This is a genomic window from Natronococcus amylolyticus DSM 10524, from assembly GCF_000337675.1.
GTDB lineage: Archaea > Halobacteriota > Halobacteria > Halobacteriales > Natrialbaceae > Natronococcus > Natronococcus amylolyticus.
This window is the reverse complement of the sequence record NZ_AOIB01000013.1, coordinates 18,025-31,095: the sequence shown is the minus strand read 5'-3', so window position 1 is coordinate 31,095 and position 13,071 is coordinate 18,025. Positions and strand designations below refer to the sequence as shown.

At 66.8% G+C, this 13,071-nt stretch carries 15 protein-coding genes; 9 read left to right on the top strand and 6 right to left on the bottom strand.

Annotation, left to right across the window (positions count from 1 at the left end):
- Positions 1-45: 45 nt before the first annotated feature.
- Positions 46-351, bottom strand: coding sequence for a DUF7111 family protein (locus C491_RS02255; protein WP_005553483.1), 306 nt, complete (start codon positions 349-351; stop codon positions 46-48).
- An 88-nt stretch (positions 352-439) separates the two neighbouring features.
- Here C491_RS02255 and C491_RS02250 point away from each other — a divergent pair, with 88 nt between their 5' ends.
- The 3 genes from C491_RS02250 to C491_RS02240 are packed head-to-tail and all read left to right on the top strand — an operon-like array spanning position 440 to position 1,936.
- A complete protein-coding gene (locus C491_RS02250) occupies positions 440-1,372 on the top strand; it encodes a DUF3267 domain-containing protein (RefSeq protein ID WP_152421265.1) in 933 nt (310 codons plus the stop codon).
- A 31-nt stretch (positions 1,373-1,403) separates the two neighbouring features.
- Entirely contained in the window at positions 1,404-1,691 is a 288-nt protein-coding gene (locus tag C491_RS02245; RefSeq protein ID WP_005553481.1) for a PadR family transcriptional regulator, read from the top strand.
- 29 nt (positions 1,692-1,720) lie between these two features.
- Positions 1,721-1,936: a hypothetical protein gene (locus C491_RS02240; protein WP_005553479.1), complete on the top strand. Its 216-nt coding sequence runs from the start codon at positions 1,721-1,723 to the stop codon at positions 1,934-1,936.
- 4 nt (positions 1,937-1,940) lie between these two features.
- On the opposite strand, the gene C491_RS02235 is transcribed toward C491_RS02240, so the two are convergent.
- Positions 1,941-3,086, bottom strand: a complete 1,146-nt coding sequence (locus C491_RS02235; RefSeq protein WP_005553478.1) for an acyl-CoA dehydrogenase — start codon at positions 3,084-3,086, stop codon at positions 1,941-1,943.
- A 203-nt stretch (positions 3,087-3,289) separates the two neighbouring features.
- Here C491_RS02235 and C491_RS02230 point away from each other — a divergent pair, with 203 nt between their 5' ends.
- Positions 3,290-4,336 (top strand): phytoene/squalene synthase family protein, encoded by a 1,047-nt coding sequence (locus C491_RS02230; protein ID WP_005553476.1) that lies wholly within the window; start codon positions 3,290-3,292, stop codon positions 4,334-4,336.
- Here the strand turns inward: C491_RS02230 and C491_RS02225 are convergent.
- Together C491_RS02225 and C491_RS02220 are read right to left on the bottom strand one after the other, a co-directional pair.
- Positions 4,333-4,764 (bottom strand): hypothetical protein, encoded by a 432-nt coding sequence (locus C491_RS02225; RefSeq protein ID WP_005553474.1) that lies wholly within the window; start codon positions 4,762-4,764, stop codon positions 4,333-4,335. The genes C491_RS02230 and C491_RS02225 overlap by 4 nt on opposite strands.
- 64 nt (positions 4,765-4,828) lie before the next feature.
- On the bottom strand, positions 4,829-5,683 hold the full coding sequence (locus C491_RS02220; RefSeq protein ID WP_005553473.1) for a 3-hydroxyacyl-CoA dehydrogenase family protein: 855 nt from the start codon (positions 5,681-5,683) through the stop codon (positions 4,829-4,831).
- Positions 5,684-5,895: 212 nt separating this feature from the next.
- Between C491_RS02220 and C491_RS02215 the strand changes: the two genes are divergently transcribed.
- The 3 genes from C491_RS02215 (at position 5,896) to C491_RS02205 (ending at position 9,102) form a co-directional block, all read left to right on the top strand.
- Positions 5,896-6,684 (top strand): class I fructose-bisphosphate aldolase, encoded by a 789-nt coding sequence (locus C491_RS02215; RefSeq protein WP_005553472.1) that lies wholly within the window; start codon positions 5,896-5,898, stop codon positions 6,682-6,684.
- Positions 6,681-7,550, top strand: coding sequence for a class 1 fructose-bisphosphatase (locus tag C491_RS02210; RefSeq protein WP_005553471.1), 870 nt, complete (start codon positions 6,681-6,683; stop codon positions 7,548-7,550). The genes C491_RS02215 and C491_RS02210 overlap by 4 nt, the downstream gene beginning before the upstream one ends.
- Before the next feature lie 169 nt (positions 7,551-7,719).
- Entirely contained in the window at positions 7,720-9,102 is a 1,383-nt protein-coding gene (locus C491_RS02205) for an ADP-dependent glucokinase/phosphofructokinase (RefSeq protein WP_005553469.1), read from the top strand.
- A gap of 12 nt (positions 9,103-9,114) precedes the next feature.
- Here the strand turns inward: C491_RS02205 and C491_RS02200 are convergent, their stop codons facing one another.
- Both C491_RS02200 and C491_RS02195 read right to left on the bottom strand, forming a co-directional pair.
- A complete protein-coding gene (locus C491_RS02200; RefSeq protein ID WP_049891439.1) occupies positions 9,115-9,354 on the bottom strand; it encodes a hypothetical protein in 240 nt (79 codons plus the stop codon).
- A 28-nt stretch (positions 9,355-9,382) separates the two neighbouring features.
- Positions 9,383-10,555 carry a hypothetical protein gene (locus C491_RS02195; RefSeq protein ID WP_005553466.1) on the bottom strand — a complete coding sequence of 391 codons (1,173 nt, stop codon included), beginning with the start codon at positions 10,553-10,555 and terminating at the stop codon, positions 9,383-9,385.
- A 250-nt stretch (positions 10,556-10,805) separates the two neighbouring features.
- Between C491_RS02195 and C491_RS02190 the strand changes: the two genes are divergently transcribed.
- Positions 10,806-12,584 (top strand): acyl-CoA carboxylase subunit beta, encoded by a 1,779-nt coding sequence (locus tag C491_RS02190; RefSeq protein ID WP_005553464.1) that lies wholly within the window; start codon positions 10,806-10,808, stop codon positions 12,582-12,584.
- Between the two features lie 129 nt (positions 12,585-12,713).
- The gene (locus C491_RS02185; protein ID WP_005553463.1) at positions 12,714-13,064 is read left to right on the top strand and encodes a DUF5658 family protein; all 351 of its coding nucleotides are present in this window, start codon (positions 12,714-12,716) and stop codon (positions 13,062-13,064) included.
- Positions 13,065-13,071: the final 7 nt, after the last annotated feature.

Sequence of the window (13,071 nt, the reverse complement as noted above, 5' to 3'; positions counted from 1 at the left end):
GCCCGGGTCGGTTCGGTCGCCGACCGAACAACTCCGGTCTTCCGCTCACATTCCCATGTCAGCGGCGGCCTCTGGCACCGGGAGCTCGCGGGGCGAGACGCCGAGCAGCTCGCCGACGTGATCGAGCGCCATGTCGAACCCGTAGTAGCGCTCGAGCTCGTCACCCGCCGCCGTCGGGCGCACCTTCAGCATGGCGTACCCCTCGAGGTTCTGGGCGATCGCCGCGGTCGAACCGGCCCGGGCCCCTTCGCTGGCGTCGGTCGCCTCGAATGAGAGCCGTCGCTCGCCGTCGGCTACCTCGTAGCTGGCCCTGATTCCGTTCGCCTCGGCAGTTCGGTCGTCGTCGGTCATACCTCCACCTGTGGAGTCGATAACCGGGAAGCTGTCGGTTTCGTCGGCGACCGACACCCCTTTCGCCTCGCTCACGAGAGGAAAGAGCGTGTCAGCTGCGACGCCGAACGGAACCGCAATCGACGGCGCCTCCCTCGAGCCGATCGAGACGGTTCGGCTCACTCGGTCGGTCGCCGTCGGACTGGTTCTCGTCTCGGTTGTCGGCTTCTTCGCGTCGGCGTACGCGTTCGGCGTCGTCCTCGCCGCGATCCACGGAGCCACCCTCGAGCCGATCGTCCTCTCGATCGGGATGCTATCCTACGGCGGGCCGGCCCTGCTCGCCGCGATCGGGCTCGGCGTGCTCTCGGTCGCCGCCCACGAACTCGTCCACGGGCTCTTCATGGCTCGCTACGGCGACTCGCCGTCCTACGGGATCGGCGTCTCGGTCGTCTTTCCCTACGCCTACGCTCGAGGCGGCGCCGCCAGCTACGGCCGGAACCAACTCCTCGTCGTCCTCCTTGCACCGCTCGTGATCGGTACCACGGCGGGGCTGGTCGTGATGGCGATCCACCCGTCCCCGATCTGGCTCGTCCCGCTGGCGGTCAACGCGGCGGGTTCGGTCGGCGACCTCTGGATGGCGCTCGCGCTCTGGCGGTATCCGTCCGACGTTCGCGTCGGGGACCACCCGCGAGCGGACGCTCGAGGGTTTGCCATCTACCCTCCCGCAGGCCCGGGCGAGTCCGAACGGGTTCCCGTCAAACGGCTCCCCGGACGCGAGTTCCTCTCGCGGACCGTCGTCGGCGCTGCGGCAACGGCGGTCGCGCTCGCGTCGATCCTGGCCGGACTGGTCTTTCGATCGCTCGCGGTCGGCACGGGGACCGTCGTCGTCGACCTCGGCGGGTGGACGCTGCTTCGCCACGAGATGTACACGGGGGTCGTCGTCCTCGAGATCGGCGCCCGATACCTCGCCGCGGTAACCGTCGGCGGGGGACTCGCCTGGGCGCTCGCCGACGCCGTCCGAAACGGACTCGCGAAACCGTAACGCTCGAGCGAGCGCGGATCGATCGCCCGGTATGAGCAAGTGGCTCCAGAGCGGCCGGCGGCGGGATCTCTGCTTCCTGCTCGCGGCCGAGGGCGAACTGCGCGGCCAGCAACTCAAGTCCCGCCTCGAGTCCCACTACGACGAGCGCCTCGAGCCGAAGTCGTTCTACGGCTCGCTATCGGCGCTGGTCGAGACGGGGTTCGTCGAGAAGCGAACGGAGGGGCTTCACGACGTCTACGCGCTAACCGAGGCCGGCGAGCGGCGGGTCCGCGAACACGGCGAGTGGGTTCGGGCGTGTCTCGAGGCGACGGCCGAATAGCATATGTGCTCGATCGCACAGTAGTAAGTATGGTTGACACTCGGTTGAAGCGACAGTTAAACGCGATCATCCTGCTGCTCGTGATTCTCGTGGGCGCCGCGCTGGGTCTGGCGACCGCGCTCGGTTCGGACGCGATCTTCGGATCGGTGTTCGGCGCGGCGGTCCTGGCCGCCGTGACGATCCCCTACGCGATGGGGGGATCCGACGCGGCCGCCGAGCGGGACGAGGAGCGAACGGCCGACTGATCCCCTACTCCTCGAGGACCTGGTCGCCGATCGTGTTCCGCAGCACCTCGCTCGTGCCCTCGTAGATCTCGTTGAGCTTGGCGTCGCGGTAGAACCGCTCGGCGGGGAAATCTTTGGTGTAGCCGTAGCCGCCGTGGATCTGGATTCCTTCGTTCGCGACCTCGCGGCTCACCTCGGAGGCGTACAGCTTGGCCTGGGCGGACGCTTTGATGTAGTCCTCGCCGCGGATCTTCCTGTCCGCGGCCTTGTGCATGAGCAGCTTCGCAGCCTGGATCTTCGTGTCCATGTCGGCGAGCTTGTGTTTGATCGCCTGGAACTCACCGATCGGCTGGTCGAACTGTTCGCGCTCATTGGCGTAGTCGCGAGCCTCGTCCAGGGCTGCGCGGGCGATGCCGACCCCGCGGGCCGCGATGGTGATCCGCCCCCCGTTGAGGGTCTTCAGCGCCTGGACGAATCCCTCGCCCTCCTCGCCGAGCAGGCGGTCCTCGGGAATCCGGAGGTCGTCGAAGCGAAGCTCCGCGGTCGGACACCCCTTGTCGCCGAGCTTCTCCTCGGTGCCCTCGACGTGGAAGCCGTCGTCCTCCTCGGGGCGGACGACGAACGACGAGATCCCCTTGTTGCCCGCGTCGGGATCGGTCTTGGCGAAGACGGTGACGGTGTCTGCGACCGAGCCGTTCGAGATCCAGAGCTTGCCGCCCTCGAGGACGTACTCGTCGCCGTCCTTCTCCGCGGTCGTCTCCATCGCCGGCACGTCGCTGCCTGCGCCGGCCTCCGAGAGCGCGAACGCGCCGACGTCGGCGCCCTCCGCCAGCGGCGTGAGGTACTCCTCCTTCTGGCTCTCGTCGCCGAACTCGTAGAGCATGTTTCCGGCGAGCGAGATGTGGGCGGCGACGACGGTTCCCAGACCGCCCGAGCCTCGCGAGATCTCCTCGAGGCCGATCGCGTAGGAGTGGTAGTCGAGTCCGGCGCCGCCGTACTCCTCGGGGAACGGCATCCCCATCAGCCCCAGCTCGGCCATCTCGTCGACAAGGTCGGCGGGAAACTCGTCGTCGTGATCGATCTCGCTCGCGACGGGGACGACCTCCTCGTCGACGAACTCCGAGACCATATCCCGAATCTGGCGCTGCTCGGCCGAGAGTGCAAACTCCATACGCAGATATTGCGAGGTTGATTATTTATTACTGTCTCTCCCCCGGGACGTCAACTTCGGGCCCGTCGTTCGGCGTTTCCGGCCGGCGAGACGAGCGCTTCGGTCGGATTCGATGACCAGTCGGCATTGCGAGTGTCCGTAACGGAACGACGCGCCGCGACCGCGGCGCTTTTCCGGGATGGGAACCAAACCGTATCGAGTAGATGACAACGGGCCAGCCTGAAACAAACCTCGATACCGACCTCGAGTGGTGCTACGAGGCCGTACACGGGGTCTCTCGGACCTTCTCGATCACGATCGATCGCCTCGACGAACCGATGGCGAGACATATCTGCCTCGGTTATCTCCTCTGTCGCGTCGCCGACACGATCGAGGATGCGGGTCACATTCCGCCCGAGACCCAGACGGAACTGTTGAGCGCCTACGACCGGCTGCTCGATCCGGCCGACCCGCTCGAGGTCGAGCAGTTCATGGCCGACATCGAACCCTGGATCCCGGAAGAAGCAAACGCCGACTGGGAGGTCGTCGCCGAGACGCCTCGCGTCCTGCGGACCTTCGAGGCGCTCGACGAGGAGCCCCGCGAGATCATGCGCGACCCGGTTCGAGAGCTCGTCGACGGGATGGCGATGTTCACCGATCGGTACGCCGAGGAGGGCGGACTCCGATTGCAGACCCTCGAAGAGCTCGAGGAGTACTGCTGGTACGCCGCCGGCACCGTCGGCACCCTGATCACGGGGCTGGTCGCCCGCAGCGCCTCGCCCGACCGGGCCGAGGAGATGCGCAAGAACGCCCGTTCGTTCGCCCTCCTCCTGCAGCTCGTCAACATCGCCAAGGACGTCGAGAGCGACTACCACGAGGAGAACAACGTCTACCTCCCCGAGGAGTGGCTCGCCGAGGAGAACGTCGACGCCGATGCCGTCACCGAACCCGACAACCAGCGCGGCGTCACCAACGTCATCCAGCGGGTGACCGGCCGCGCGGAGAACTACCTCGACGACGCCCACCGCTACCTTGAGGTCGTCCCCGAGCGCCACGGCAACCGGCTCTCGGCGTGGGCGATCCCCTACCTGCTCGCGGTCGGCACCCTGCGGGAACTCCAGGAACGACCCGAAGACGTCGTCCGCGAGGGTGACGTGAAGATCTGCCGTGCGGAGGTGTTCGCCGTCATCCAGCAGTTCGAGGACGACGTCTCCCGCGCTCAGCTGCGCGATCTCCGCCAGGAGATGGCCGAGAAACCGCTGCACCGTTAACAGGGCCCGACCCGCGCCTCCAGTTCGCCGGTCGCCGTCACGACCAGCGCGACGCGCGCACAGTCCGGCCCCCAACCCGTTCCCTCGAGTCGCTCGGTGATCTCGCTGGCCCGGATCTCGAGCGTCTCACCCTCGTACTCGGCGCTGACGGTCCACTCGGCCGTGTTTTTTATCCACCGACCTGAAAGATGCGTCGCCCCCTCCTCGTCCGCTGGCGCCAGCCGGACCGTCCGCTGGGCTTCGATTCCGTTCCCCTCGACGGCGAACTCGAGCGTGAGGGAGTCGGCCGTCTCGTTGACGGCCTCGAGCGGTTGAAGCCGAAGGTGGTGGCGCGTCGCGTATCGGTTCCACGCGTATCCGCCCGCGAGAACCGACGCGGTGCCGGTCGCGCCTGCGCCGACGAGCTGGCGGCGACTGTACCCGGGCATCGGAGGACCGTTCTCGCGGTCTGATAAAAAGCTTGCCGCGCGCCGCGGGTCGGCGAGGGGGTCGTCAGTCGTGTTCGTAGAACCCTTCGCCCGTCTTCTTCCCGAGGTCGCCGGCCTCGACCTTCCGCTTGAGCAGGTACGCCGGTTTGTATCGATCGCCGAGCTCCTCGTGGAGGGTCTCTGAGGCGTGCAGACAGATGTCGAGACCAATGTGATCGGCGAGCGTGAGCGGCCCCATCGGGACGTTCGTGCCGAGTTCCATTCCCGCATCGATGTCCTCCTTCGTCGCGACGCCCTCGTCGTAGGCCCGGATCCCCTCGTTGATCCAGGGCATCAGGATCCGGTTCGTGACGAAGCCGGGCTTGTCGTCGGACTCCCAGGTCGTCTTGTCCAGTTCCTCGGCGAGGTCGTGGGCCAGTTCGGTCGCGTCGTCGGTCGTCTTCTCGCCGACGACGACCTCGACGCCCTCCATGATCGGCACGGGGTTCATGAAGTGCAGCCCGATCACGCGCTCCGGGCGGTCGAGTTCGGAGGCGATCGTCGTGATCGAGAGGGTGCTCGTGTTCGTCGCAAGCAGGACGTCCTCGTCGCAGACTCGCTCCAGCTCCGCGAAGATCTCCTGTTTGACGTCCATCTCCTCGAGGGCGGCCTCGACGACGAGGTCGCAGTCGCCGAGTTCGTCGATGGCGGTCGTCCCCTCGATTCGGCCGCGAATCGTCTCGGGGTCCTCCTCGAGGGCGTCACGTCCCTCGAGGCGGCCGAGGCTGTCCTCGATCGTCTCGAAGCCGTTCTCGACGAACTCCCGTTCGATGTCCCGGAGCACGACGTCGTAGCCGGTCGTCGCGGCGACCTGTGCGATCCCGCTGCCCATCGTTCCCGCGCCGACGACGCCGATCCGGTCGATCTGGTCGCGTACCATACGCCGGCCTTCACCCATCGGGCTCGTAAACGTGCCGATCGATCGTGTGGATCCGCTGCTCGAGGGAGACGAACTGTTGCTTTCGAGAGGGGTTGTACAGAGGGATATTTCCGGACAGTGGACGACCGACGGAGTCGCTTACTACGACTGTAAGTAATTTATATCAGGCAGACCACCAGAGATATATAGCGACACGGTGGACCGTCTAACAGATGATTCCGATCGACGACTCTCCGATCGTTCGCGACGGTAAGTCACTGATTCTCGCGATGGACCACGGCCTCGAGCACGGTCCGGTCGACTTCGAGGACGTCCCGGAGAAGCTCGACCCGTCGACGGTGTTCGAGACGGCGACCCACGACGCCGTCACCTGCATGGCCGTCCAGAAGGGGATCGCCGAGGGCTACTACCCCAGCTACGAGGACGACGTGAACCTCCTGTTGAAGGTAAACGGCACCTCGAACCTCTGGATGGGCGAGTACGACTCCGCGGTGAACTGCTCGGTCGACTACGCGGCCGATATCGGCGCCGACGCCATCGGTTTCACCCTCTACGGCGGTTCGAACCACGAGGTCGAGATGGCCGAGGAGTTCCGGGACGTCCAGGAGGACGCTCGCGAACACGACCTGCCCGTCGTCATGTGGTCGTACCCCCGCGGCCAGGGGCTGAAAAACGACACCAAGCCGAGCACCATCTCCTACGCGACCCGCCTCGGGCTCGAGCTGGGCGCCGACATCGCGAAGGTCAAGTACCCCGGCAGTTCCGAAGCGATGGAACACGCCTGCAAGTCCGCCGGCGACATGAAGGTCGTCATGAGCGGCGGGTCGAAGACCTCGGACTACGAGTTCCTCTCGACGGTCGAGTCCGCCGTCAGCGCCGGCGCGAAGGGACTGGCCGTCGGCCGCAACGTCTGGCAGCGCGAGAACCCGACCCGAATCCTCGACGCCCTCGAGAAGGTGATCTTCGAGGAGGAGACGGCCGACGCCGCACTCGAGGAATGACCGGACGCGATGCCGGTCGCGTGGTCGACGAGGTAGTCGAGACGATCGCGGAATCGGCACCGGAGATCAGGCAGGGCCTCGTCGGCCGACGCGAAGACGCCGACGCGGAGAACCCAAGCGGTGAGACCCAGGCCGAGGCCGACGTCTGGGCCGACGAGCTGCTCGCCGACCGCCTCTCGTCGATCGACGGGGTTTGCCAGTACGCGAGCGAGGAGCGCCTCGAGACGATCGACTGCGGGGACGAGGGCGGCCTCTCGGTCGGCGTCGACCCCCTCGACGGCTCCTCGAACCTCAAGTCGAACAACACGATGGGGACGGTGTTCGGGATCTACGACGATCCCCTCCCCGCACCGGGCACCTCGCTCGTCGCCTCGGGCTGGGTCCTCTACGGGCCGATCACGACGATGGCCCTCGCCCGCGACGGAGTCGTCGAGAAGTACGAGCTCACGGGCGACGACCGCAACCTCGTCGACGACGACGTTTCCCTCCCCGACGATCCCCTCGTCTACGGCTTCGGCGGCCGCGTCCCCCACTGGTCGGACGAGTTCGAGGCCTACGTCCGCGAGATCGAGTCCGATCCGGACCACAAGCTGCGCTACGGCGGCGCGATGATCGGCGACGTCAACCAGGTGCTCACCTACGGCGGGATCTTCGCCTACCCCGCCCTCGAGGGCAACCCCCGAGGCAAGCTCCGCTTGCAGTTCGAGGGGAACCCGATCGCACACCTCGTCGAGACTGCCGGCGGCAGCTCCACGGACGGAAGCCAGTCGATCCTCGAGGTCGAACCGGACGAGCTCCACGACCGCGTGCCGCTGCACGTCGGCAACGACGAGCTGATCGAGCGTCTCGAGGACGCGCTCGAGTAGCCACTCGAGGCGGACGTCCCAGACGCCCCTCCTTTTTCGCGCGTAGGAACCAGGTCCACCGTTTCCATGGCGGCCGGAATCGCCGCGTCCCCGGGGAGACGGCGAGTGCCAAATCGAGAGTCCGACACGCACAGGGTTATCCCGCTGCGTCTGGGAGGGAGCCCGTGCAATGAGCGACGCCCACGCCCGACTGGAGCGGGATCTCGCCGCCCTCGAGGAGTTGTCGGTGTTCGTCGCTTACAACGCGAACGTCGATGCGATCGTTCGAGCCGACGAAGAGCTGGCGTCGGTTCTCGATCGACCGTCGGATCCCGGGAAGACGGGACCGGCGAAACCGCTCGAGTCGAAACGGGATCTCGCGGCGGCGATCGCCCGAACGATGGCGGCCGGACACGGCGACGAGATCGCCATGACCGATGCGTTCGCCGCCGCGCTCGAGTCGGAGCTAAAGCCCGACGGCCAGCAGATGGGCGGCCAGGCGGGCATCATGACGAACCTGCTCACTGCGCTGGGGGTGGCGCCGATCACGTACACGTACCTGCTCTCCGAGCGACAGCTGTCGATGTTCGACCACCCTGAGGCGGTGCGCTACCCCGTCGTCGAGGACGATACGGTGAGCTACGTTCCCCTTCCAGAGGCCGAAACCGCCGAGCGAACGAAGATCAACTGGGTATTCGAGTTCAGGGAGGGAGACGAGTTCTTCGGGGTGCAGGCAACAGGTGGCTCCCGGTTCATCGCCGCCTCGAGACCGCCGGAGTTCGACCTGACGGCCGGCGATCTCGACGGAACGATCGACCAGGTCGGCGACGTCGTCGACGGCGCCCTCCTTGCGGGGTATCACAACCTCACCCCGGATCACGTCGAGGCGGGGTACGAGGAGACGCATCGTCATGCACGGGACGTTATCCATCGGCTTCGATCAACTAGCGACGTCGACGTCCACGTCGAGTACGCCGTCACCCACGACGACGACCTCAGAGCGAGTATGTACGACGTGGTCCTGCCGGTGGCGAACGTCGTGGGCGTGGACACGCACGAACTGACCATGCTCCACGACGACGCGGGCGTCGGCGTCGTCGAGGAACCACCCTCAGAGGCGACGCCGTTCGAACCGACAGAGATCATCGACCACTACCGAATGCTCGAGGCGATACGCGAGGAACTCGGCGTCGGCTGTCTCCAGTTGCACGCGATGGAGTACCACCTCGCCGTCATGGAGGCGTCCCACTCGCCGGAAGCCCTGCTGCGGGGACTCGAGTTCGCCGCGATCAACGCCGCGGCCAAGGCCGCCCGCGGTCACATCTCGGCGCCCGACGACCTCGAGACTGGCCTCGAGCACGCCCCCTCGAGGAAGGGACTGGAAGCGATCGAACTGCTGGCGGCACGCGTCGACGGGCAGGCCGAGGACGGTACCCTCTGTGAGCCGACGGTCGCCGCCTGCCCCAACCGCGTCGTCGCCGATCCCGCGGGGACGGTCGGGATCGGCGACATCGTCTCGGCCTCGAGTTTCGTCCTCGAACTCGCCGTCACCAGGGACGAGAGTGAGGGGTGATCGTGGTCCCGATCAGTCGCGGTTCGACGAGCCGCCCCAGCCGGCCGTGATGGAGACGTACAGTCCGACCCCGAGCAGCAGGAGGAGGTAGAATAGCCACCGGGGCCAGTTCGTCGAGAGAAACAGCAGCGTCAGAAACAGGACCCAGAGGCCGATGACGAGCGCGTCGAGGACGATGCGGGTTCCGACGCCGACGGCCGCTGCGAGGCTGGCGAGCGCGCGTCGCGGCCGGGAGCGGTGATCGTCGGACATCGCTGCGTGCGTGGTGTCGGGTTCCATCTCAGAAGTGATAACCGTACTGCTCGGTGACGCGATAGGCCGCGACCCCCCAGACGTAGCTCTGGCCGGGCCACCAGGTCCGGGCGTTGTTGAACCCCGCGACGAGGACGTCTTCCTCGTTACCGTCGGGGTCGTCGTAGTAGCTGGCCGAGCCGCTGTCGCCGTCGGTCAGGTCCATCTCGCCGCCCCAGCGGATCTGGCCTCGCCGACAGAAGTCGTCCGTGAAACAGGTTACCGCATCGAACCCCTGGACCCGACCGGTCGTGTGGCCCGTCAGCGCGCCGACCTTCTCGAGGCGTTCGTCCCGCGCGATGAGGTCGGCGAGGCCCCAGCGCGTCAGCTGGCCGCGCACGCGGACCGGCTCCGGGGCGTCGATCCACATCGACGGTGCGAGGCTGCCGTTGGGTTCGATAGCGGCGACGTCCTCGACGGGATAGGCGTGTCTGACCGGCCCGAGCTCGACGGGTTCCTCCGCCGAGATCGGAAGCGAGAGCAACGCGCCGTCGACCTCGTCCTGTTCCTCGAAGGCGTGTTCGGCCGTGACGAAGTACCGCTGCTGGCTTTCGGGGTCGAACATGGCCGGCCCGAGCGTCGCGAGGCTCGAGGGTGTCTCGCAGGCGATCCCGGCGGGGATCTGACTCGAGGTGAGCGATTCGGCCATCCGCGGCTCGTAGCGGTCGGAGTCGTCCTCGACCGCCTCGACATCGACGATCTCCCGGACGTTCAGGGAGACACCCTCCGAGAGGTCGCCGACCGCGTCTCGGATCGAATCGAGGTCGCCGGAGACGCCGACCGAGACCGCCGCACCGCCGTCGTCGTAGTGCTCGGGGACGACCGCGCTGCCGAGGTATCCGGTGAAGGCGGCCCGGGAGAGGCGATCGTTCAGCTCGATCGCACTCTCGACGGCGGCGTACCAGTCGGCGGGAACGTACTCCGTGCGCTCCTCGAGCGACCAGGGGTCGTCGGGGTCGCTCCGGACGAGCGCAGTGACGACTGGAACCTCGCCGTCGTCGGCCGCGAGGAAGTCCTCGACGCCGAGAAAGTGGGCCATACCGAGGGCGTACCCGCCGGTAGCGAGGGTTCGGAAGAACTCGCGGCGGCTCATTCCCTCCCGTACGTGGTCGCGAATCCTCGCGAGTCGATCTGCGGAGCGGGAAGCGGTCGCATCGGACATTCTACTGATCTCTCGAGTCTGGCTCTACGGCGTACGCCACGGGCTGTCATAGCTAATCGTCACGTACACCCGTGGGATCGGAAGCTACTACGGGTTTGGGCGATTTAGAAGATACCGATTCTGCCTGCAGGTGCTGTTTCCGTTCCGAGACCTGACAGTCACCGAAACCGGCGTTTCGACGGGACAGTCAGTCGAACCTCGGCGCCGGCGAGTGAAAACGGTTTTGGGACCCCCCGTCGCAATTTTTGTCATGAAAGTTCGTATCGCTGCGACCGCGTCCGACGACGAGGCGGCCGCGATCGCGGCCGCGCTGGCCGAACACGTCGGGAGCGACGTCGAGGTGTACGTCGGCGACGGAGACGAGCCAGCGGCGACCCGCGAGGAGCCGACCGAGCCCGAGCAGACGGCGGATCGATCCGCGGCCGACCGGTCCGCGGAGTCGCTCGGACCGACCAACCGCGAGGCGCTGCTGTGGGAGGAGATCGAGGACATCCTCGAGGGCGGCCCGAAGAAGTACCGCGAGCAGCTCGAGGACGGCGAGAAGCTGTTCGTCCGGGACCGCCTCGACCTCTGGTTCGGCGGGGACGACGGTGACCTGCTGTTCGAGGACGGGAAGTTCGCGGCGTTCGACGACTGGCACCCCCGCGGGGCCGACACGGACGAGGAGACCGACGACCGACTTCCGGCCGACGGGCTCATCACCGGCGCCGCGGAGTTCGAGGAGCGGGACGTCCACTTCATGGCCAACGACTACACTGTCAAGCGCGGCAGCATGGCGGCCAAGGGCGTCGAGAAGTTCCTCCGGATGCAACAGCGGGCGCTGAAGACGGGCAAGCCGGTACTGTACCTGATGGACTCCTCGGGCGGTCGGATCGACCAGCAGACGGGCTTTTTCGCCAACCGCGAGGGTATCGGGAAGTACTACTACAACCACTCGATGCTCTCGGGCCGAGTGCCCCAGATCTGCGTGCTCTACGGCCCCTGTATCGCCGGGGCCGCCTACACGCCCGTCTTCGCCGACTTCACGGTCATGGTCGAGGAGATGTCCGCGATGGCGATCGCCTCCCCCCGGATGGTCCAGATGGTGACCGGCGAGGACATCAGCATGCAGGACCTCGGCGGCCCGCAGGTCCACGCCGCCGAATCCGGCTCCGCGGACCTCGTTGCGCGCGACGAGGAACACGCCCGCGAACTCGTCGCCCAGCTGATCACCTACCTCCCCGACAGCGCCGATGAGAAACCGCCGAAACAGGAGCCGAAGCCGCCGGCCGCCTCGCCGGAGGGGATCGACGCGATCGTTCCCCAGGAGCCGAACAAGGGGTACGACATGACCGACGTCATCGATCGGGTCGTCGACGACGGCACCTACTTCGAGTTACGGCCCGACTACGGCGAGGAGATCATCACCGCCTACGCTCGGATCGACGGCCGACCCGTCGGGATCGTCGCGAACCAGCCGGCTCACCGTGCGGGTGCGATCTTCCCCGACGCGGCCGAGAAGGCCGCGGAGTTCATCTGGAAGTCAGACGCCTTCGACATCCCCCTGCTCTACCTCTGTGACACGCCTGGTTTCATGGCCGGCTCGCAGGTCGAGAAGGACGGTATCCTCGAACAGGGCAAGAAGATGATCTACGCGACCTCTTCGGCGACGGTGCCCAAGCAGACGGTCGTTGTCCGCAAGGCCTACGGCGCCGGGATCTACGCGATGGGCGGCCCCGCCTACGACCCCGAGAGCGTCATCGGCCTCCCCTCCGGCGAGATCGCCATCATGGGCCCCGAGGCCGCGATCAACGCCGTCTACGCGCGCAAGCTCTCCGAGATCGACGACCCCGATGAGCGCGAACGCCGCGAGCAGGAACTCCGCGAGGAGTACCGCGAGGACATCGACGTCCACCGGATGGCCAGCGAGGTCGTCATCGACGAGATCGTTCCCCCGAGCACGCTTCGCGAGGAGCTGTCGGCCCGATTCGCGTTCTACGAGGGCCTCGAGAAGGAGCTGCCGGACAAGAAACACGGCACGATCCTCTAGTTCGCCGTCGGGAACCGTTTAGCAGCCACCTATCCCGTCGCTATCGCTCCCATAACAAAACCGCTTCTCGTCGAGGAGAGCTATACGCTCCCGAGGGCGGCCGCCGGTTCGACTCCGGCGGGGAGACTCATGGGTTTCGACGAGGGGTACGCCTCGAGACGGCTTCCCGGCGAACTGACGCCCCAAACGCTCGAGCGCGCGCTCTGGATCCTCGTCGGCCTCTCGCTGGTCGGCGACGTCGTCACGACGTTCGTCGGTCTCCAGCTCGGGCTGGCCGAGTCGAACCCGATCGCCAGGAACGTGATCTACAGCTACGGGCTCGCGGGAATGCTCGTGATGAAGGGGGCCGCCGTCGGCGTCGGCCTGGCCTGTCGACCGCTCCTTCCACAGGTGTATCGGGTAATCGTTCCCGCCGGGCTCGCAATCCCCTGGACCGTCGCGGTCGGGATCAACCTCTACATGATCTCGCGAGTTGTCTGAGTGCCTA